General features: G+C 69.4%; 18 protein-coding genes. 8 read left to right on the top strand and 10 right to left on the bottom strand.

Going from position 1 to position 18,592, the window contains the following annotated elements; translation table 11 throughout:
* Nucleotides 1-38: 38 nt before the first annotated feature.
* From AQ610_RS06055 to AQ610_RS06040, 4 genes are all read right to left on the bottom strand, one after another.
* Complete coding sequence (locus tag AQ610_RS06055; protein ID WP_009913175.1) at nt 39-1,028, bottom strand: beta-ketoacyl-ACP synthase III; 990 nt, start codon at nt 1,026-1,028, stop codon at nt 39-41.
* Nucleotides 1,028-2,134, bottom strand: coding sequence for a phosphate acyltransferase PlsX (plsX, locus tag AQ610_RS06050; protein WP_009913176.1), 1,107 nt, complete (start codon nt 2,132-2,134; stop codon nt 1,028-1,030). The genes AQ610_RS06055 and plsX overlap by 1 nt, the downstream gene beginning before the upstream one ends.
* 139 nt (nt 2,135-2,273) lie before the next feature.
* Nucleotides 2,274-2,453, bottom strand: a complete 180-nt coding sequence (rpmF, locus tag AQ610_RS06045) for a 50S ribosomal protein L32 (protein ID WP_006025797.1) — start codon at nt 2,451-2,453, stop codon at nt 2,274-2,276.
* Between the two features lie 97 nt (nt 2,454-2,550).
* Nucleotides 2,551-3,183, bottom strand: a complete 633-nt coding sequence (locus tag AQ610_RS06040) for a DUF177 domain-containing protein (protein WP_006025796.1) — start codon at nt 3,181-3,183, stop codon at nt 2,551-2,553.
* Between the two features lie 285 nt (nt 3,184-3,468).
* Here AQ610_RS06040 and AQ610_RS06035 point away from each other — a divergent pair, with 285 nt between their 5' ends.
* The gene (locus AQ610_RS06035; RefSeq protein ID WP_006025795.1) at nt 3,469-4,116 is read left to right on the top strand and encodes a Maf-like protein; all 648 of its coding nucleotides are present in this window, start codon (nt 3,469-3,471) and stop codon (nt 4,114-4,116) included.
* The gene (locus AQ610_RS06030) at nt 4,113-4,835 is read left to right on the top strand and encodes an SAM-dependent methyltransferase (protein WP_006025794.1); all 723 of its coding nucleotides are present in this window, start codon (nt 4,113-4,115) and stop codon (nt 4,833-4,835) included. Before AQ610_RS06035 ends, AQ610_RS06030 begins: the two co-directional genes overlap by 4 nt.
* An 18-nt stretch (nt 4,836-4,853) precedes the next feature.
* Here the strand turns inward: AQ610_RS06030 and AQ610_RS06025 are convergent, their stop codons facing one another.
* From AQ610_RS06025 to AQ610_RS06010, 4 genes are read right to left on the bottom strand one after another with little or no spacing between them, the layout of a single operon-like run.
* Nucleotides 4,854-5,855 carry a S49 family peptidase gene (locus tag AQ610_RS06025; RefSeq protein WP_006025793.1) on the bottom strand — a complete coding sequence of 334 codons (1,002 nt, stop codon included), beginning with the start codon at nt 5,853-5,855 and terminating at the stop codon, nt 4,854-4,856.
* Nucleotides 5,856-5,864: 9 nt separating this feature from the next.
* The gene (locus AQ610_RS06020) at nt 5,865-6,260 is read right to left on the bottom strand and encodes a Rieske (2Fe-2S) protein (RefSeq protein ID WP_043282386.1); all 396 of its coding nucleotides are present in this window, start codon (nt 6,258-6,260) and stop codon (nt 5,865-5,867) included.
* Nucleotides 6,257-6,916 carry an HAD-IA family hydrolase gene (locus tag AQ610_RS06015; RefSeq protein ID WP_006025791.1) on the bottom strand — a complete coding sequence of 220 codons (660 nt, stop codon included), beginning with the start codon at nt 6,914-6,916 and terminating at the stop codon, nt 6,257-6,259. Before AQ610_RS06015 ends, AQ610_RS06020 begins: the two co-directional genes overlap by 4 nt.
* Nucleotides 6,917-6,921: 5 nt before the next feature.
* Nucleotides 6,922-7,929: an RluA family pseudouridine synthase gene (locus tag AQ610_RS06010; RefSeq protein ID WP_006025790.1), complete on the bottom strand. Its 1,008-nt coding sequence runs from the start codon at nt 7,927-7,929 to the stop codon at nt 6,922-6,924.
* 723 nt (nt 7,930-8,652) lie between these two features.
* Here AQ610_RS06010 and AQ610_RS06005 point away from each other — a divergent pair.
* The 6 genes from AQ610_RS06005 (at nt 8,653) to AQ610_RS05980 (ending at nt 15,960) form a co-directional block, all read left to right on the top strand.
* On the top strand, nt 8,653-11,799 hold the full coding sequence (locus AQ610_RS06005; protein ID WP_043282383.1) for an Rne/Rng family ribonuclease: 3,147 nt from the start codon (nt 8,653-8,655) through the stop codon (nt 11,797-11,799).
* A 139-nt stretch (nt 11,800-11,938) separates the two neighbouring features.
* On the top strand, nt 11,939-13,051 hold the full coding sequence (moaA, locus tag AQ610_RS06000) for a GTP 3',8-cyclase MoaA (protein WP_009913182.1): 1,113 nt from the start codon (nt 11,939-11,941) through the stop codon (nt 13,049-13,051).
* A 32-nt stretch (nt 13,052-13,083) separates the two neighbouring features.
* The gene (mobA, locus tag AQ610_RS05995; RefSeq protein ID WP_006025787.1) at nt 13,084-13,707 is read left to right on the top strand and encodes a molybdenum cofactor guanylyltransferase MobA; all 624 of its coding nucleotides are present in this window, start codon (nt 13,084-13,086) and stop codon (nt 13,705-13,707) included.
* Between the two features lie 124 nt (nt 13,708-13,831).
* The gene (gene moeA / locus AQ610_RS05990) at nt 13,832-15,130 is read left to right on the top strand and encodes a molybdopterin molybdotransferase MoeA (RefSeq protein WP_006025786.1); all 1,299 of its coding nucleotides are present in this window, start codon (nt 13,832-13,834) and stop codon (nt 15,128-15,130) included.
* Nucleotides 15,131-15,166: 36 nt separating this feature from the next.
* Complete coding sequence (locus AQ610_RS05985) at nt 15,167-15,454, top strand: hypothetical protein (protein ID WP_004192965.1); 288 nt, start codon at nt 15,167-15,169, stop codon at nt 15,452-15,454.
* A gap of 53 nt (nt 15,455-15,507) precedes the next feature.
* Nucleotides 15,508-15,960 carry a GNAT family N-acetyltransferase gene (locus AQ610_RS05980; RefSeq protein WP_045554892.1) on the top strand — a complete coding sequence of 151 codons (453 nt, stop codon included), beginning with the start codon at nt 15,508-15,510 and terminating at the stop codon, nt 15,958-15,960.
* A gap of 161 nt (nt 15,961-16,121) precedes the next feature.
* Here AQ610_RS05980 and AQ610_RS05975 read toward each other — a convergent pair whose 3' ends face one another.
* A complete protein-coding gene (locus tag AQ610_RS05975; protein ID WP_043282381.1) occupies nt 16,122-17,597 on the bottom strand; it encodes a DNA recombination protein RmuC in 1,476 nt (491 codons plus the stop codon).
* Nucleotides 17,594-18,583 (bottom strand): 2-hydroxyacid dehydrogenase, encoded by a 990-nt coding sequence (locus AQ610_RS05970; RefSeq protein WP_015600377.1) that lies wholly within the window; start codon nt 18,581-18,583, stop codon nt 17,594-17,596. Before AQ610_RS05970 ends, AQ610_RS05975 begins: the two co-directional genes overlap by 4 nt.
* Nucleotides 18,584-18,592: the final 9 nt, after the last annotated feature.

Genomic DNA, 18,592 nt, shown 5'->3' with positions numbered 1-18,592 from the left:
CGCCCGGCGCGCCGATGGGATGCGCGGAAAGTGCGGGCTCAGTAGCGGAAGACCGACGCGCCCCACGTGAAGCCGCCGCCGACGCCTTCGATCAGCACGTGCTGGTCGCGCTTGATGCGGCCGTCGCGCACCGCGACGTCGAACGCGAGCGGAATCGACGCGGCGGACGTGTTGCCGTGCTCGTCGACGGTGACGATCATGCGTTCCTGCGGCAGGCCGAGCTTGCGGCACGTGCTCGTCATGATACGGATATTGGCCTGGTGCGGAATCAGCCAATCGACCTGTTCCGGCGCGAGATCCGCCTTCGACAGCGCTTCGACAGCGACCTTCTCGAGCAGATTCACGGCGAGCTTGAAGACGGCCTGGCCGTCCATGTGCAGGAATGCGCTGCCCGCGATGACGCCGCGGTTCACGTTGCCCGGCGTGCAGAGGATGTTCGAGTAGCTGCCGTCCGCGTGCAGCGCGCTGCCGAGGATGCCCGGCTCTTCGGACGCCGACAGCACGACGGCGCCCGCGCCGTCGCCGAACAGCACGCAGGTGGTGCGGTCCTTGAAGTCGAGGATGCGTGAGAACGTCTCCGCGCCGACGATGAGCGCGGTGCGGTGCTGCCCCGTGCGGATGAAGCTGTCGGCCATCGCGAGCGCGTAGGCGAAGCCCGAGCACACCGCCTGCACGTCGAACGCGGCACCGCCGTTCTTGATGCCGAGCTTGTTCTGCAGCAGGCACGCGGTGCTCGGGAAAACGAAATCGGGCGTCGACGTCGCGACGATGATGAGGTCGATCGACTGCGGATCGACGTCGGCCGCCTCGATCGCGCGCTGCGCGGCGATGAGCGCGAGATCGCTCGTCGTCACGTCGGGCGCGGCGAAGTGCCGCGCGTGGATGCCCGTGCGCGCGACGATCCACTCGTCGCTCGTCTCGATGCCGTCCTTCGCGAGGCGATCGGCGAGTTCTTGATTCGTGACGCGGTCGGGCGGCAAATAGCTGCCCGTGCCGAGCACGCGGGAATAGAGGGTCGATTGGGCCATCATGTCTTCGAGGAAAGCGCGGCGGAGGGCTCGGCTGGCTGGCCCGCGGACGGACTCGCCTGCCCCGTCCCGTCCGCGTCGCGACCGCTTTCGCCAAGCGGCGCGGCGTTCTCCGCCATCGCTCGCGAAAGGCGCTCCAGCACGCCATTTTTGACGGCATCATACCCGCGTTTGATCGCCCACTCAAACGCGTAAGCGTCGGCGGAGCCGTGGCTCTTGATGACGAGACTGCGCAGCCCGAGCAGCGCCGCGCCGTTGTACTGGCGATGATCGACGCGCCTCTTGAAGCGCAGCAGCACGGGCAGCGCGAGAAGCGCCATCAGCCTCGACAGCAGCGAGCGGCTGAACTCTTCCTTGATGATGTCGGCGAGCATCTGCGCGAGGCCCTCGGACGTCTTCAATGCAACGTTGCCAACGAAGCCATCGCAGACGATCACGTCGACGGTGCCCTTGTAGATGTCGTTGCCCTCGACGTTGCCGCGGAAATTCAACGTGCTCGTGCGCAATAGTTCGCCCGCGCGCTTGATTGTTTCGTTCCCCTTGATGATCTCCTCGCCGATGTTGAGAAGACCGATCGTCGGCCGCTCCTTGCCCTCGAGCGCCGCGACGAGCGCGTGCCCCATTTCGGCGAACTGCAGCAGGTGCTGCGGCTCGCAGTCGACGTTCGCGCCGAGGTCGAGCATCATCGTGTAGCCCGTTGGATTCGGCAGCGCGAACGCAATCGCAGGCCGCTCGATGCCGGGCAGCGTCTTCAGCACGTAGCGCGACACCGCCATCAGCGCGCCGGTGTTGCCGGCGGAAATGCACGCCTGCGCCTCGCCTTCCTTCACGTGATTGAGGGCGACGCGCATCGAAGAATCCTTCTTCTTGCGCAGCGCCACTTCGACGGGATCGTCCATCGCGACCACTTCGGTGGCCGGCACGACGGACAGCGCGGGCTCGTCGAGCGCCTTGCACTTCTTGAGTTGCGCCCGTATCGCGCTTTCGATGCCGACGAGCATCAGTTGCGCGTCGGGATGCGAGCGAACGAACTTGACTGCCGCGGGAACGGTCACGGACGGGCCGTGGTCGCCTCCCATGCAATCGATTGTGAGCTTTACAGTCATGGAATGCGACGAATTTCAGGCACAAAAAAGCGGCAGTTGAATGCCGCCTTTTTGTTGAGCCAGGAAAGTGTCAAGCGAACCGGTTGTCGCGCGAGGGGCCCGAATGGCCATCAGACGCGCGCCACGGAGACGGAAACGCTTAGTCGTTCTTCGTCTTGACGACTTTCTTGCCGCGATAGTAGCCGTTCGGGCTGACGTGGTGACGCAGATGCACTTCACCCGTGCTCGGCTCGACGGCGAGCGGCGCGGTCGTCAGGAAATCGTGCGAACGATGCATGCCGCGCTTCGACGGCGACTTCTTGTTTTGTTGAACTGCCATGACTAACTCCTAAATAATTTTTTGGATTCTAACACAGCCCGATCCGGCGCTTGCTACCCCGGCCCTGCGGCCTCACGCCTTCCCGCGCCCCAACTGCTTAGTGTTTATTGCCGTCGCCGCCCTTTTTCAGCGCTTCGAGCGCCGCGAACGGATTCGGCCTGTCGCTTTCGCCCGCCGCTTCGTCGGACGTATCGTCCGCATCGGCCGCGGGACCGCTCGCGCCCGATACGAGGCTTTCGTGCACCGCCGGACAGACTTGGTGCTTCGGCACGAGCGGCAGCGAAAGCAGCAGCTCCTCTTCGATCAAGCCGGCGAAATCGAACTGGCGCGAGCCGACGATCACATCGACTTCATCTTCGTCGAGCGGAAATTCGTCCGCCTCCTCTTCGGTGGCGACGATCCGGTACACGACGTCGATGTCGAACGACTGCTCGTACGGCGTCATGCAGCGCTGGCATTCGAGCCACGCGGCGCCGTGCAGCGCGAGCCGCAGATAAGGCTGCTGCGCCTCGGCGCCGTCGTCCTGCAGCTCGGGCTGCGTCGAGCCCTCCGCCTGCCAGGTGAATAGGGTGTCGCGGTCTGGCGCGTCCGCCGGCACTTCGTTTAACATGCGCGGCAACTGCGAGAGCCGGACGGCGCCCGCCGCCTGCCGAGCGCTGCGCGCAAATTCGAACAGATCGATCGCGTGCGGATCGAGCGAAACCGCAGGCTTGCCTGAAGACGGGTTCATGTGCGCTCCTGCCGTATCAACCCACGATGCAACTCGTTCGTGCAGCGGACCGCGCGGCCCGGCGGCCCGCGCCACGGGATGCATGACGCATCCGGGCTGCTCGGTTCGCCGTCGGGCGCTCGCAAAACCCCTGCCGATGAAAAGCGCAAGAGCATACCCGTTTTATCTTTTCGAGTCAAATACTTAAGACTGCTTCGCCGAACACGCGGCCGCCGCGCGCCCGCGCGCAGTGCGGCGGCCATTCCTTCAACCCGGATCTCCCGAACCGACCGATACCCGACCATCATGCAGCACAACGCTTCCAGCCCACCCAGGCTGATCCTCGCCTCCAGCTCGCGCTACCGGCGCGAACTCCTCGAACGCCTGCGCGCGCCGTTCGACGTCGTCACGCCCGAAGTCGACGAGACGCCGCTGCCGGGCGAAACGCCGTCCGCGACCGCGCTGCGGCTCGCCGCCGCGAAGGCGCGCGCCGCGGCCGAGCGCGTCCAGGCGCCTCACGGCGCACTCGTGATCGGCTCCGACCAGGTCGCGACCTTCGACGGGCTGCAGATCGGCAAGCCCGGCTCGCACGCGCGCGCGCTCGCGCAACTGCAGGCGATGCGCGGCCGCGACGTCGAATTCCACAGCGCGCTTTGCCTGTACGACAGCCGCTCCGGCGCGGCGCAAGTCGAAGACATCGTGACGCGCGTGCGGTTCCGCGCGCTGACCGACGTCGAACTCGACGCCTATTTGCGCGCGGAGACGCCATACGACGTCGCGGGCAGCGCGAAATCGGAAGGGCTCGGCATCGCGCTGCTCGACGCGATCGAATCCGACGACCCGACGGCGCTCGTCGGCCTGCCGCTCATCGCACTCACCCGAATGCTGCGCGCGGCGGGCTATCCCCTCTTCGGCGCGCCGGCGCCGGCCGCCGACGGAGCGAACGGACGATGACGGCAGGCACGCTCTATCTGATTCCGAACACGCTCGGCGATGGCGACGCCGCGATGCTCGCCGCCGTGCTGCCCGCCGCCGTGCAGGCGCGCGCCGCGTCGCTCGGCTACTACATCGGCGAGAACGCGAAGACGACTCGCGCGTTCCTGAAGAAAATCGGCACCGAGCGGCCGATCCAGGAAATCGAGATCCGCGAGTTGAACGTGAAGACGCCCGCAGGCGAAATCGACAGGCTGCTCGCGCCGGTGCTCGCGGGCGCCGACGCGGGGCTCGTGTCGGAAGCCGGCTGCCCCGCCGTCGCCGATCCCGGCGCGCTGCTCGTGCGCCGCGCGCACGAGCGCGGCGTGAAGGTCGTGCCGCTCGTCGGGCCGAGCTCGATCCTGCTCGCGCTGATGGCGTCCGGCCTGAATGGCCAGAGCTTCGCGTTCCACGGCTACCTGCCCGTCGACGCCGCCGCGCGCGCGAAGCGCCTGCGCGAGCTCGAGCAGCAGTCGCGCCACGCGAACCAGACGCAGATCTTCATCGAGACGCCATACCGCAATCACGCGATGCTCGACGCGCTCGTCGCGACGTGCGCGCCGTCGACGCTCGTGTGCGTCGCGGCCGACCTGACGCTCGCGACCGAGACGATCGCGAGCCGCTCGGCGGCGCAATGGAAAAAGGCGCCTGTGCCCGATCTGCACAAGCGCCCCGCGATCTTCCTGCTGCTCGCGAACTGAGCGAAGCGTTTCGCGCCGTCAGCGCAGCTTCAGCTCGCCGCCGGCGACGGCCGCCTTCAGCGCGGCCTTGCCCACCGCCGCGCCGAAGCGGCGCGCGACGCGGTCGGTCAGGCTTTCCTTGACCGTGTAGTCGACGAGGTCCGGCGCCTTCAGCACGTCGCGCGCGACGGTGTCGGTCGTTCCGTAATCGTCGGCGAGGCCGAGCTCGATGCTCTTCGCGCCCGTCCAGAAGAGCCCGGAGAAGATGTCCGGCGATTCGTGCAGGCGCGCGCCGCGGCCGTCCTTCACCGCCTTGATGAACTGCTCGTGGATCTGGTCGAGCATCGCCTGCGCGTGCGCGTCCATCTTCGGCGTCTCCGGCGAGAACGGATCGAAGAAGCCCTTGTTCTCGCCCGACGTGTGCAGCCGCCGCTCGACGCCGAGCTTGCCCATCAGCCCGGTGAAGCCGAAGCCGTCCATCAGCACGCCGATCGAGCCGACGATGCTCGCCTTGTCGACGTAGATCTTGTCCGCCGCCGCGGCGATGTAGTAGCCGCCCGACGCGCACATGTCGGAGACCACGACATAAAGCGGTTTGCCCGGATACTTCTTGCGCAGCCGCCGGATCTCGTCGTAGACGATGCCCGCCTGAACCGGGCTGCCGCCCGGGCTGTTGATCTTCAGCACGACGCCGACCGTGCCCGAATCCTCGAACGCGCTGTCGAGCGCCGTGTTGATGTCCTCGGCGTTCGCGTTGGTGCTCGCGGCGATCTCCCCTTCGATCGTCACGACGGCCGTGTGGCGGCCGCTCGCGAGCTTGCTGCCGTCGCCCGATACGCTCAGGAACGCGAACGCGAGCGCGCCGAGCACGACGAGGAACGCGAAGCGGAAGAAAATCCTCCAGCGGCGCGCCGCGCGCTGCTCCTTGATCGCCGCAAGCGCAACGCGCTCGAGCACGGCGCGCTCCCAGTTCGGTTCGCGGGTGGCGGCGTTCGCCGCGGAGGACGAAGACGAATCGGGCGGATTGATTTGATCGGACATGCGTGAAAGTCAGTGGTCAGAAGGGGCCGGGCGCAGATCGCCGTCGGGCAGCCAGAACACCGCGCGGCCGTCGGGCGTGTCCTGCTCGTCGACCCGGACGGCGCGCAACCGCGCGCCGCGGCACGGGCCGCCGACGCACCTGCCCGTCTCGGGCTCATAAATCGCGCCGTGCGTCGCGCACATCAAGTATAAGCCTGACGATTCGAAGAACTGTCCCTCGATCCAGTCTAGCTCCATCGGCACGTGCGCGCAGCGGTTCAGGTAACCATACGCGCGCCCTTCGTAGCGCACGAAGAACACGACGACGGACTCGCCGCGCAGCGACGCGTCGATCCGCACGCCCGCGCCGCCGTCGACGAGCGCGTCGGCCGCGCACACGAAGCGCGCGTCGCCGCCGCCCATCATGCGTGCTCCCGCAGCCAGCCGGCGAGCGATACGACGTCGGGCGCGACGAAGCGCGGCGACAGCGCGGCGAGCGCGTCGGCCGAATGCGCGCCGTACGCGACGCCGACGCCCGCCGCCCCCGCGCTCGCCGCCATCTGCAGGTCGTGCGTCGTGTCGCCGATCATCACGGTGCGCGCCAGATCCTGCCCCAGTTCGCGCGACAATTCCTGCAGCATCGCCGGATGCGGCTTCGAGAACGTCTCGTCCGCGCAGCGCGTGGCGCCGAAGAGGCTCGTCAGCTTCGCCTCGTCGAGCGCGCGGTTCAGCCCGACGCGCCCCTTGCCCGTCGCGACGGCGAGCAGGTAGCCCGTGTCGCGCAGCTCTTCGAGCATCTCGCGCACGCCGCCGAAGAGCTCGGTTCGCTGATCCTTGATCAGGTAGTGGAACCGGTAGCGCTCGGCAAGCCGCGGATAGTCGGCGGGATCGACGCTCGGCGCGGTCACGGCGAGCGCATCGCGCAGGCCGAGTCCGATCACGTAGCGGGCGGCCTCGTCGGACGGGGCGGGCACGCCGAGATCGCGGCACGCGGCCTGGATGCACTGCGCGATGTGCGCGGTCGAATCCATCAGCGTGCCGTCCCAGTCGAAGACGATCAGATCAAATTGCTGTCGGGCCATGCTTGTCACGCGGTGTCGCGCAAGTCGGTGAGTTGATCGAGAAATTGCCGGCATTCGGCGGGCAGCGGCGCGTCGAACTGCAGCGGCTCGCCCGTCAACGGATGCGCGAAGCGCAGCCGGTGCGCGTGCAGGAACATCCGCTTGATCGACGGCGCCGCGTTCGCGCGCGAAAGCGCCTTGTTCAGCGCGAAATCGCCGTACTTCGCGTCGCCGACGATCGGCAGGCCGAGATGGGCGAGGTGCACGCGAATCTGATGGGTCCGACCCGTTTTGAGTTCCGCTTCGACGAGCGCATAGTCCGGCCAGCGGTCGACGAGATTGAACACCGTGTGCGACGGCAGCCCGTCTTCCTGGACGCGCACGCGCCGCTCGCCGTCAGGCGTCGCGTACTTGAAAAGCGGCGCCTTCACGGTGCGGCGGCGGCCCCAGTCGGCCGCCCAGTCGCCGTGCACGCACGCGAAGTAGCGCTTGTCCATCCGGTTCTCGCGGATCTGCTCATGCAGCCCGACGAGCGCCGAGCGCTTCTTCGCGAGCATCAGGATGCCCGACGTCTCGCGGTCGAGCCGGTGCGCGAGCTCGAGGAACTTCGCGTGCGGCCGCGCGTGGCGCATCTGCTCGATCACGCCGAACGCGACGCCGCTGCCGCCGTGCACGGCGACGCCCGCCGGCTTGTTCAGCGCGATGATCGCGTCGTCCTCGAACAGGATCTCGAACGCGGCGGCAGGCACGGGTGCGAGACCTGCCGCGCGCGCGAGATCGGCCGCCGCGACGCGCACGGGCGGCACGCGCACGACGTCGCCGAACGCGAGCCGGTATTGCGCATCGATCCGGCCCTTGTTCACGCGAACTTCGCCGCTGCGCAGAATCCGGTAAATATGACTCTTCGGCACGCCCTTGCAGACGCGCAGCAGGAAGTTGTCGATGCGCTGCCCGGCGGCGCTTTCGTCGATCTCGATGAGCGAAACCTGGCCGCTCGCGATCGAATTATGGGATTTTTTGCCTAACTCATTCATACTGAATATAATTTTGCGCAGCCTTCCGTAGCGGAGCGGCCTGATCGGCCGGTTTTCGGGCGGACTGCGCGAGGCGCAAGCGCAAACTGTTATTTTACTTGCGCCCGGGGCGTGCTGCTCGTCCTCACGAATGAAAGCAGCAAGTTGCACGCACGGCACCGCGCTCAGGCAGGGATCGCGCCCACAGGCGGATTCGGTTTGAGCCGTGCCGCGGTAACGGAATGTTGGACAAAAAGAATTTGTTGGAGGCTGCGGCGCGGCGCGATGTAGGCCCGGCGCAGCTTCCTGTTGCGAATAGAACGGCGTGCGCCCGATATGGCCCCGCGAGAGCGCGGGGCTTGGCGACGTCAAAACCAAGGAAGGAACACCCCAGGCGGGAAAGTCGGGCTGGATTCGATACTCCCCGCTGCGGCCGAGCCGCAGCATATGCCGCCACCCGGCGTCGCGCGCAACTTGCGCCGCGCCCCGCGGCAGTGCCCGGTCGGAGGCTTGGCGCGCCCTGCGGCGCGCGGAGTGTCGACGCCGTGTGCTTTGAAGCCGTGTTCGCAGGCGCCCTCTGGCCGCGGCCCGCCGTATGGGTTCGCGCCTCATCAGGCCATTCTCCCGCCATCGTTCCCGCTCCAGCGTGCTTGTGACAACACAACAAGGCGCGGCCTGACGTCGTCCCCGCGCTCCGCCTGACAACCGGAGCGCGCCGCCGGCAGAGCCGCCTGGAGTCGTTCAATGAAACGCATGCTGTTCAATGCGACGCAGCAGGAAGAACTGCGCGTCGCCATCGTCGATGGGCAGAAGCTCATCGACATCGACATCGAAACCGCCGGACGCGAACAGCGCAAAGGCAATATCTACAAGGGCGTCGTCACCCGCATCGAGCCGTCGCTCGAAGCCTGCTTCGTCAACTACGGCGAAGACCGCCACGGCTTCCTGCCGTTCAAGGAAGTTGCCCGCCAGTATTTCAAGGAAGGCGTCGACATGCGCTCCGCGCGCATCCAGGACGCGCTGCGCGAAGGCCAGGAGCTGATCGTCCAGGTCGAGAAGGAAGAGCGCGGCAACAAGGGCGCGGCGCTGACCACCTTCATCTCGCTCGCCGGCCGCTACCTCGTGCTGATGCCGAACAACCCGCGCGGCGGCGGCGTGTCGCGCCGCATTGAGGGCGACGAGCGCCAGGAGTTGCGCGAGACGATGGCGCAGTTGCAGATCCCCGACGGCATGAGCATGATCGCCCGCACGGCGGGCATCGGCCGCAGCGCCGAGGAACTGCAATGGGACCTGAACTACCTGCTGCAGCTCTGGCGCGCGATCGAGGCGGCGTCGCAAAGCGGCCATCCCGGCCAGCCGATGCTGATCTACCTCGAATCGAGCCTCGTGATCCGCGCGATCCGGGACTATTTCCAGCCGGATATCGGCGAAATCCTGATCGACACGACCGAGATCTACGATCAGGCCCGCGCGTTCATGGACATCGTGATGCCCGACAACGTCGGCAAGGTGAAGCGCTATCACGACGACGTCCCCCTCTTCTCGCGCTTCCAGATCGAGCACCAGATCGAGACCGCGTACTCGCGCACGGTGCCGCTGCCGTCGGGCGGCGCGATCGTGATCGACCACACCGAGGCGCTCGTCGCGATCGACGTGAACTCGGCGCGCGCGACGAAGGGCGCAGACATCGAGGAAACGGCCACCCGCACGAACCTCGAGGCGGCCGACGAAGTCGCCCGGCAGTTGCGCCTGCGCGACCTGGGCGGCCTGATCGTGATCGACTTCATCGACATGGAATCGGCGAAGAGCCAGCGCGAGGTCGAGCAGCGCCTGAAGGACGCGCTCAAGCACGACCGCGCACGCGTGCAGATGGGCAAGATCTCGCGCTTCGGCCTGATGGAGCTGTCGCGCCAGCGCCTGCGCCCGGCCCTGTCCGAAGGCAGCCACGTGACCTGCCCGCGCTGCAACGGCACGGGCCATATCCGCGACACCGAATCGTCCGCGCTGCAAGTGCTGCGGATCATTCAGGAAGAGGCGATGAAGGAGAACACCGCGGCGATCCACTGCCAGGTGCCCGTCGAGGTCACGGCCTTCCTGCTCAACGAAAAGCGTCAAGAAATCAACAAGATCGAGTCGCGCTTCAAGGTCGGCGTCGTGCTGATCCCGAACAAGCACCTCGATACGCCGCACTACAAGCTCGAGCGCCTGCGTCACGACGATGCGCGCCTCGACGATCCGCGCGCCTCGTGGAAGATGGCCGAGGAGGCCGCCCGCGAGCTCGAGGCGGAAACCGGCTACAGCAAGCGCGCCGAGGAAACGAAGCCGCGCCAGGAAGCGGCCGTCAAGGGCATCACGCCCGAGCGTCCGGCGCCGAGCCCCGCGCCGCAGCGCCAGAGCGCGCAGGAAGCGGCGGCGCCCGTGGCCGCCGCGCCCGCGAGCGGCGGCGGCTTCATGAAGTGGCTGAAGGGCCTGTTCGGCGTGCAGCCGGCCGCGGCGCCCGCACCGGCGCCCGCCGCGCAGGAAACGGCCGCGCGTCCGGCGCGCGAGCGCGCGGAGCGCGGTGAACGCGGCGAGAAGGCCGAGCGCGGCTGCGATCGCAATCGCAACCGTCGCGGCGCCGCGCAGCAGGCGGGCGGGCGCGACCAGGTCGCGGCCGGCGGCGGCCGCGCTCAGGCGCCGCGCGCCGAGCGCGAAGGCAAGGAAACCCGCGAGCCGCGCGAAGGCCGCGAAGCACGCGGCGGCCGGGACAACCGGGAAGGCCGCGAAGCGCGCGAAAGCCGCGAACCCCGTGAGCCGCGCGAGCAACGTGAACAACGCGAACCGCGTGAACCGCGCGAGCGCGCCGAAACGCCCGAGGCCGCGGAAGCGCCGCGCGGCGAGCGCCGTGAACGCGGCGAGCGCCGCAAGCCGGCCCCGCACGCCGCGACGCTCGAAACCGTGAACCGCGGCGAAAGTGCGCACGCGGAAGCCGCCGAGAAGCCAATGCACGCGCCTGGCGCGGAAGCCGGCGTCGACGCGGATTCGAACGCACGCGACGGCGAAGAGCGCCGCCGCCGCCGCCGCGGTCGCCGTGGCGGCCGCCGCGAGCGTGAAGACGAAGGCGCAGTGCAGGCGGCGGAAGGCGGCGAAGGCGTGACGGCTGAAACGGTCGAGCATGCCGAGCCGGCGCAGCGGGGCGTCGCGCCCGTCGCCGGTCACGAGCCGCAGCATGCCGCGCAAGCGGGTGCGGGCGCGGCGGCGATCGCGGCGGCAGCCGTCGCGGCGGAAACGGTCACGCATGTCGAGAGCGGCGCGAAGGCCGAGCCGCAACCGGCGGCCGAAGCGCCAGTCGCCGACACCGCACGGGCCGGGGCAGAGGCCGAAGCAGCGCCTGCTCGCCCCGTCGAAGCACCGGCGCAAGCCGAAGTCGAGCAAGCCGCGCCGGCAACCACGGCGCACGCGCAGCCGGCTGCGGCCGACATCGCGCACGAGCAAGCCGCTCCGGTTGCAACGGCCCCCGCCGAAGCCGCTGCGGCCGAGGCGCCGGCCGCGGAAGCGTCCGAAGTCGCCGCGCCGGCCGCCGAGCCGCAGCAGCCCGCGCCTGTCGCGGCCGCGCCGGCCGAAGCGGATGTCGCGCACGAACCGGCTCCCGTCGCCGAGACGCACGTCCCGGCAGCCGCTCAAGCCGAGGCGCCCGCCCTGGCCCCCGTCGCGGCCGCGCCGGGCGCGAGCCTCGAAACAGTGCTCGAATCCGCCGGCCTTGTCTGGGTCAACACGGACACGGACAAGCTGCGCGCCGCGCAAGCCGCCGCCGCGCAAATCGTGCCGCCCGCGCGCGCGCCGCGCGAACGCAAGCCGCTGCCGCCCGTCGACGCAACGCCGATGCAGCAAGTCGAGACGACGCACCGCTGATCCGGTCGTCCTTCGCCCGAAAAAGCCCGCCCCGAAAGGCGGGCTTTTTTTGTCTGTGCTCCGGTTCTGCGGGTTTCCATGCCCGGCCGCGTGCGGCGCTTCCAGCTAAAATGGAGGTCTGGCTTATCTTGCAACGCTCATGTCCCGACGCATCATCCCCGTGACCCCGGTGAGCACGGCGCCCGATCTGTCCGGCGCCCTGCTCGCGCCGAGCGGCACGCTGCGCGACGCCCTCGCGCGCCCGCTGCGCGACCTGCGCATCTCGGTCACGGACCGCTGCAACTTCCGATGCGTGTACTGCATGCCGCGCACCGTGTTCGGCAAGGATTACCCGTTCCTGCCGCACAGCGCGCTGCTGACGCTCGAGGAAATCGAGCGCCTCGCGCGGCTTTTCGTCGCACACGGCGTCGAGAAAATCCGCATCACGGGCGGCGAGCCGCTGTTGCGCAAGAACATCGAATTCCTGATCGAGCGCCTCGCGAAAATGACGACCGCCGGCGGCCGTCCGCTCGACATCACGCTGACGACGAACGGCTCGCTGCTCGTGCGCAAGGCGAAGAGCCTGCGCGACGCGGGGCTGTCGCGCGTGACGGTCAGCCTCGACGCGCTCGACGACACGCTCTTCAAGCGCATGAACGATGCCGACTTCGCGAGCACCGACGTGCTCGACGGCATCTTCGCCGCGCATGCGGCGGGCCTTTCGCCCGTGAAGGTCAACATGGTCGTCAAGCGCGGCACGAACGACGCCGAGATCGTGCCGATGGCGCGCCGCTTCAAGGGCACGGGCATCGTGCTGCGCTTCATCGAGTACATGGACGTCGGCACGTCGAACGGCTGGAACATGGCCGAGGTGCTGCCGTCCGCCGACGTGATCGCGCGCATCGCCGAGCATTTCGCGCTCATGCCGCTCGAGCGGCACACGCCCGCCGAAACCGCGCAGCGCTGGGGCTACGCGGACGGCAGCGGCGAGATCGGCGTGATCTCGAGCGTCACGCGCGCGTTCTGCGGCAATTGCACGCGCGCGCGACTGTCGACCGAAGGCCGGCTATATCTGTGCCTCTTCGCGTCGTCCGGCCACGACCTGCGCAGCCTCGTGCGCGGCGGCGCGACCGACGAGCAGATCGCCGCGCTGATCGGCCACATCTGGCAGGCGCGCACCGACCGCTACTCGCAACTGCGCGGCAGCGCGCAGGCGACGGAAGAAGCGGCGGGCGAAGCGAAGCGCGTCGAAATGTCCTACATCGGCGGCTAGGCCCGCCCGCTCCACGCGCCCCAGCTCTTGCCATGTCGTCGTGCGCCGCGCCCGCCGCCCCGATCACCGGCCTGCTGCTCGCGGGCGGACGCGGCACGCGAATGGGCGGCGTCGACAAGGGGTTGCAGCCGCTGCGCGGCGAGCCGCTCGCGCTGCATGTGCTGCGCCGGCTCGCGCCGCAAGTCGACGCGCTCGTCATCAGCGCGAATCGCCATCTCGATGCCTACGCCACGCTCGGCGCGCCGTTTCGCGCGCAGATCGTCGCGGACGCGCACGCGGACTTCGCCGGCCCGCTCGCCGGGCTCGCCGCGGGCATGCGCGCGGCCGGCACGCCGCTCGTCCTGTGCGTGCCGTGCGATTCGCCGTTCCTGCCCGCCGATCTCGCCGCGCGCCTCACCGCCGCGCTCGACGAGCAGCGCGCGGACATCGCGTTCGCGACGACTGTCGACGCGAGCGGCGGCATCGCGCCGCAGCCCGTCTTCGCACTCGTGCGCACCGCGCTCGCCGACGATCTCGCCGCGTATCTCGCGGCCGGCGAGCGCAAGATGCGCGCGTGGTACGCACGCCACAAGACGGCCGAAGTGCCGTTTGGCGACGAGCGGGCGTTTTACAATGCAAACTCTTTGCGGGACTTGGCCGGCCTCGAACGCGCATGACGGGCCGCACCGCGTTCCGCGCGCCGCCTGCCGCCCGCCGCCCGCCGCTTGCGACGCGAGCGTTTCACAGCGGCGGCCGGGCGCCGGCCCCGAACACAATCCGCCTAGCGGCGCCTCGTCACCGATGACCACGCACACCACGCCTACGCCATCCGCCACGTCCGAGCACGCCGTCGCGCTGACCGTCGACGAAGCGCGCGCGCTCGCGTTGCGCTTCGCCGAACGCATCGCGCAGGTCGAGCGCGTCGCGTTGCGCGATGCGCTCGGCCGCGTGCTCGCCGACGACGTCGCCTCGCCGTTCGACATTCCCGCCTACGACAACGCCGCGATGGACGGCTACGCGTTCGACGGCGCGGCGCTCGCCGCGCCTGCCGCCGACGGCACGCTGGCGCTCGCGGTGGCGGGCCGCGCGCTCGCGGGGCACCCGTTCGACGGCCCCCGCGTCGCGAAAGGCGCGTGCGTGCGAATCATGACGGGCGCGCAGATGCCGGCGGGCTGCGACACCGTGATCCCGCAGGAGAAAGTGGATGCTGCGGGCGACGTCGTGCGCTTCGCGGCCTCGGCCGCCGCGCGCGGCGATCACTGCCGGCGCGCGGGCGAAGATCTCGCGCGCGGCGCGAGCGCGCTCGCCGCCGGCCGCGTCATGCGCGCGGCCGATCTCGGCCTGCTCGCTTCGCTCGGCATCGCCGACGTCGCGGTGCGCCGGCGCGTGCGCGTCGCGTTGTTCTCGACGGGCGACGAACTGCAGACGCCGGGCGAGCCGCTGCGCGAAGGCGGCCTCTACGACAGCAACCGCGCGACGCTCGTCGGAATGCTCGCGCGCCTCGGCGTCGAGACGCTCGATCTCGGCATCGTGCGCGACGATCCCACCGCGCTCGAAAGCGCCCTGAAGACGGCGGCCGCGCAGGCGGACGCGGTGATCACGTCGGGCGGCGTGTCGGTCGGCGACGCGGATTTCACTCGCGCGCTGCTCGACACGCTCGGCGACGTCACGTTCGCGAGCGTCGCGATGCGCCCGGGCCGGCCGCTCGCATGCGGGCGCGTCTGGGCGAGCGGGCACGACGGACGGCCCGCGCTCTTCTTCGGCCTGCCGGGCAACCCGGTCGCGGTCGCGGCGGCCTTCACCGTGATCGTGCGCGACGCGCTCCTCGCGATGATGGGTGCCGACGCGCAGCCGCTCCCCCGCTATCCGGCCATCTGCGACGCGCCGCTCAAGAAGCGCGCGGGCCGCACCGAATACCTGCGCGGCCACGCGGCGCGCGACGCGGGCGGCGTCTGGCGCGTGACGCCCGCCGGCTCGCAAAGCTCGGCGTCGCTCAAGAGCCTGAGCGACGCGAACTGCTTCATCGTGCTCGCGCACGACGCCGCCCGCGTCGACGCCGGCGCGACGGTCGACATCCTGCCGTTCGACGGCGCCATCTGAATCCGTACTCAGCACTTCCACGGGGGCAACTCGCATATGAAAAAACAAATCTCATCGATCGCGCCGGGGCAGACCGCGAAAGCGCTGATCCTCGTCTATCTGACGTTCAGCGTGCCGATCGTGCTGCTCGGGATCGTCAACGCGTTCTTTCGCGAACAGTCGGTCGGGCTCGGCACGATCTTCAGCACGATCTTCAGCGCGCTGCTCCTGAACGCGATCGTCGGCTTCGTGCTGCTGTGGATCGCCTGCCACGCGTACAACTGGGTCGCCTCGCGCTTCGGCGGCATCGAGATCGTGCTGTCGGACGCGCCGGAGGAAGCGTGAGCGCCGGCGACACGACCGCGATCCGCGCGGCGGCGGCGGCCGACGTGCCCGCGATGCTCGCGCTGATGCGCGAACTCGCCAAATTCGAGCAGCTCACGCATCTGTTCGTCGCGACCGAAGCGGATCTCGCCGACGCGCTGTTCGGCGCGCGGCCGTCCGCCGAGGCGCTCGTCGCGGTGAACGGCACGGTGAACGGCGGCGCGATCGTCGGCTATGCGCTCTACTTTCACAACTATTCGACGTTCGTCGGCCGCCGCGGCCTGTATCTCGAAGACCTGTACGTGCAGCCGTCGCAGCGCGGCACGGGGCTCGGCACGCGGATGCTGCGCCGGCTCGCGGCGATCGCCGTCGAGCGCCGCTGCGCGCGCTTCGAGTGGACCGTGCTCGACTGGAATCAGCCGGCGATCGAGTTCTATCGGAAGATGGGCGCACAGATAATGCCCGACTGGCGCGTCGTGCGCGTGACGGGCGACACGCTCGCCCAGCTCGCGAACGGCACCGCGTAGCGCACGTTGCGCGGCTCGCGGGCCGGCCGTCGCCGACGAGCGACGAGAGCGACGCGCTCGCCGATGGAAGTCGATGCCGATCATCGGCGCACGACTGAACCGGCAAAACAAACGGGGCGCACGCGGCGCCCCGTTTTCGTTTTGCGCGGAAGAGGCGCGCGTCAGCTCTCGTCCGCCTCCGCCCCGTCCGCGCCGAGCAGGCCATTCGCGACCTCGCCCGGCAGCGCCTCGACCTGCTTCAGCTTGCGGTTCATCACGCGCGTGCGCTGCTCGGCCGCCTCGATCGAGCGCGTGACCGTCTCGAGCTGCGACTTCGTGCGCGCGAGCACGTCGCCGAACTTGCCGAACTCGGTCTTCACCGCGCCGAGCACCTGCCAGACCTCGCTCGAGCGCTTCTCGATCGCGAGCGTGCGAAAGCCCATCTGCAGGCTGTTCAGGAGCGCCGTGAGCGTCGTCGGGCCGGCCACCGTCACGCGATAGTCGCGTTGCAGCAGATCGGTGAGGCCGGGGCGGCGCAGGATCTCCGCGTAGAGCCCTTCGGTCGGCAGGAACAGCAGCGCGAAATCGGTCGTATGCGGCGGCGCGACGTACTTCTCCGAGATCGTGCGCGCCTCCGCGCGAATCCGCGCCTCGAGCGCGCGCGCGGCCTCGTCGACGGCCGCCGCATCCGCGCGCTCCTGCGCGTCGATCAGGCGCTCGTAGTCTTCGCGCGGAAATTTCGCGTCGATCGGCAGCCACACCGGCTCCGCCCCGCCCGTCGCGCCTTCGTCGTGCCGCCCCGGCAGCCGGATCGCGAACTCGACGCGCTCGCTGCTCTTCGGCACCGTCGCGACGTTCTTCGCATATTGATCGGGCGTCAGCATCTGCTCGAGCAGCGCCTCGAGCTGCACTTCGCCCCAGGTACCGCGCGTCTTCACGTTCGTCAGCACCTTCTTCAGGTCGCCGACGCCCGCCGCGAGCGTCTGCATCTCGCCGAGCCCGCGATGCACCTGCTCGAGCCGGTCCGACACGAGCTTGAACGATTCGCCCAGGCGCTGCTCGAGCGTCGCATGCAGCTTCTCGTCGACGGTGCGGCGCATCTCGTCGAGCTTCGCCGCGTTGTTCGCCTCGATTTCCTTCAGGCGCGTCTCGAGCGTCGCGCGCACCTCGCCGATCCGGCGATCGTTCGCTTCCGTCAGTTGCGTGAGCTGCTGATTGAGCGTGTCGCCGAAATGCCTGAGCGCCGTGCCCTGCTCTTCGCGCGCGAGCTGCGCCTGCCGCTGCAGCGTGTCGCGCATCGCGTCGAACTGCTGCGTGTTGCCCGCGACGAGCTTCGCGAGCTGTTGCGCGAAGCCGTCGATCTGGTTGTTCTGCACGGTCGCGACGCTCGTGAGCTGCGCGGCGAGCGTCTGCTGCAATTGCGCGAAGTTGCCCGCGAGTTCGGTGCGCGAGCTGCGCGCGCCGTCGACGATCTCCGCGCGCAGCTCGCGCTCCAGCCGCTCGGCCGCGTGCGCGTGCGCGTCGTTCGCGTCGTCGATCTGCCCGGCGAGCCGCTCGAGGCCGTCGCCGCGCGAGCCGCCGCGCAGCAGCACGAAGAGCGCGATGGCGAGCGCCACCGCCAATGCGACGACGGCCGCCAGCAACAAGGTTTCAGTCATATGCGAGCCTTCCCCAGCACGCCGGGATTGATCGGATTCGGCGGACGCCCCGCGCGCGGCCCGGCGCCGAGCGCCGCGATCAGGTTGTCCGCCGCGAGATTCGCCATCGCGCGACGCGTGCCTTCGCTCGCGCTCGCGATGTGCGGCGTCAGCACGACGTTCGGCACGTCGAGCAGCGCCGGATGCACGCTCGGCTCGCCTTCGAACACGTCGAGGCCGGCCGCCGCGATCCGCTTGTCGCGCAGCGCGTCGGCGAGCGCCGCGTCGTCGACGATCCCGCCGCGCGCGATGTTCGTGAGCGTCGCGGTCGGCTTCATCAGCGCGAGCTCGGCCGCTCCGATCGTATGGTGGCTTTCCGCCGAGTACGGCAGCACGAGCACGACGTGATCGGCCTGCGCGAGGAGCGCCGCCTTCGACACGTACTCCGCGCCCAGCTCGGCCTCGATCTCGGGCGCGACGCGCGAGCGGTTGTGATAGATCACGCGCATGGCGAAGCCGCGCGCGCGACGCGCGAGCGCCTGGCCGATGCGGCCCATGCCGATCACGCCGAGCGTCGCGCCGTGAATGTCCGCGCCGAGGAAGCTGTCGTACGACCACTTGCGCCATTGCCCCGCGCGCAGCCAGTGCTCGGATTCGGCAATCCGCCGCGCGGCCGCCATCATCAGCGCCCAGCCGAAGTCGGCCGTCGTCTCGGTCAGCACGTCGGGCGTGTTGGTGCCGAGCACGTGCGCGGCGTTGAACGCACCGATGTCGAAGTTGTTGTAGCCCACCGCCATGTTCGACACGACGCGCAGCCGCGGCGCGGCCGCGAGCACCGACGCGTCGATCATGTCGCCCGCCGTCAGCGCGCCGTCCTTGTCCGCGAGGCGCGCCTTCAGCACGTCGGGGGCAAGCGCGTCGCCGTCGTTCCAGTCGACGTCGAAATACTGCTTGAGCCGCTCGATCACGTCCGGAAAGATCGAGCGCGCGACCAGGATTTTCTGCATTGCCGTCTC

This window comes from Burkholderia humptydooensis, from assembly GCF_001513745.1.
GTDB classification, from domain to species: domain Bacteria; phylum Pseudomonadota; class Gammaproteobacteria; order Burkholderiales; family Burkholderiaceae; genus Burkholderia; species Burkholderia humptydooensis.
This window is presented reverse-complemented; position numbering and strand designations above follow the sequence as displayed.

Bases quoted from the DNA above. Each gene is read 5' to 3' on its own strand.
- AQ610_RS06055 (WP_009913175.1), bottom strand. From the start codon at position 1,028: ATGGCCCAATCGACCCTCTATTCCCGCGTGCTCGGCACGGGCAGCTAT.
- plsX (WP_009913176.1), bottom strand. From the start codon at position 2,134: ATGACTGTAAAGCTCACAATCGATTGCATGGGAGGCGACCACGGCCCG.
- rpmF (WP_006025797.1), bottom strand. From the start codon at position 2,453: ATGGCAGTTCAACAAAACAAGAAGTCGCCGTCGAAGCGCGGCATGCAT.
- AQ610_RS06040 (WP_006025796.1), bottom strand. From the start codon at position 3,183: ATGAACCCGTCTTCAGGCAAGCCTGCGGTTTCGCTCGATCCGCACGCG.
- AQ610_RS06035 (WP_006025795.1), top strand. From the start codon at position 3,469: ATGCAGCACAACGCTTCCAGCCCACCCAGGCTGATCCTCGCCTCCAGC.
- AQ610_RS06030 (WP_006025794.1), top strand. From the start codon at position 4,113: ATGACGGCAGGCACGCTCTATCTGATTCCGAACACGCTCGGCGATGGC.
- AQ610_RS06025 (WP_006025793.1), bottom strand. From the start codon at position 5,855: ATGTCCGATCAAATCAATCCGCCCGATTCGTCTTCGTCCTCCGCGGCG.
- AQ610_RS06020 (WP_043282386.1), bottom strand. From the start codon at position 6,260: ATGATGGGCGGCGGCGACGCGCGCTTCGTGTGCGCGGCCGACGCGCTC.
- AQ610_RS06015 (WP_006025791.1), bottom strand. From the start codon at position 6,916: ATGGCCCGACAGCAATTTGATCTGATCGTCTTCGACTGGGACGGCACG.
- AQ610_RS06010 (WP_006025790.1), bottom strand. From the start codon at position 7,929: ATGAATGAGTTAGGCAAAAAATCCCATAATTCGATCGCGAGCGGCCAG.
- AQ610_RS06005 (WP_043282383.1), top strand. From the start codon at position 8,653: ATGAAACGCATGCTGTTCAATGCGACGCAGCAGGAAGAACTGCGCGTC.
- moaA (WP_009913182.1), top strand. From the start codon at position 11,939: ATGTCCCGACGCATCATCCCCGTGACCCCGGTGAGCACGGCGCCCGAT.
- mobA (WP_006025787.1), top strand. From the start codon at position 13,084: ATGTCGTCGTGCGCCGCGCCCGCCGCCCCGATCACCGGCCTGCTGCTC.
- moeA (WP_006025786.1), top strand. From the start codon at position 13,832: ATGACCACGCACACCACGCCTACGCCATCCGCCACGTCCGAGCACGCC.
- AQ610_RS05985 (WP_004192965.1), top strand. From the start codon at position 15,167: ATGAAAAAACAAATCTCATCGATCGCGCCGGGGCAGACCGCGAAAGCG.
- AQ610_RS05980 (WP_045554892.1), top strand. From the start codon at position 15,508: ATGCTCGCGCTGATGCGCGAACTCGCCAAATTCGAGCAGCTCACGCAT.
- AQ610_RS05975 (WP_043282381.1), bottom strand. From the start codon at position 17,597: ATGACTGAAACCTTGTTGCTGGCGGCCGTCGTCGCATTGGCGGTGGCG.
- AQ610_RS05970 (WP_015600377.1), bottom strand. From the start codon at position 18,583: ATGCAGAAAATCCTGGTCGCGCGCTCGATCTTTCCGGACGTGATCGAG.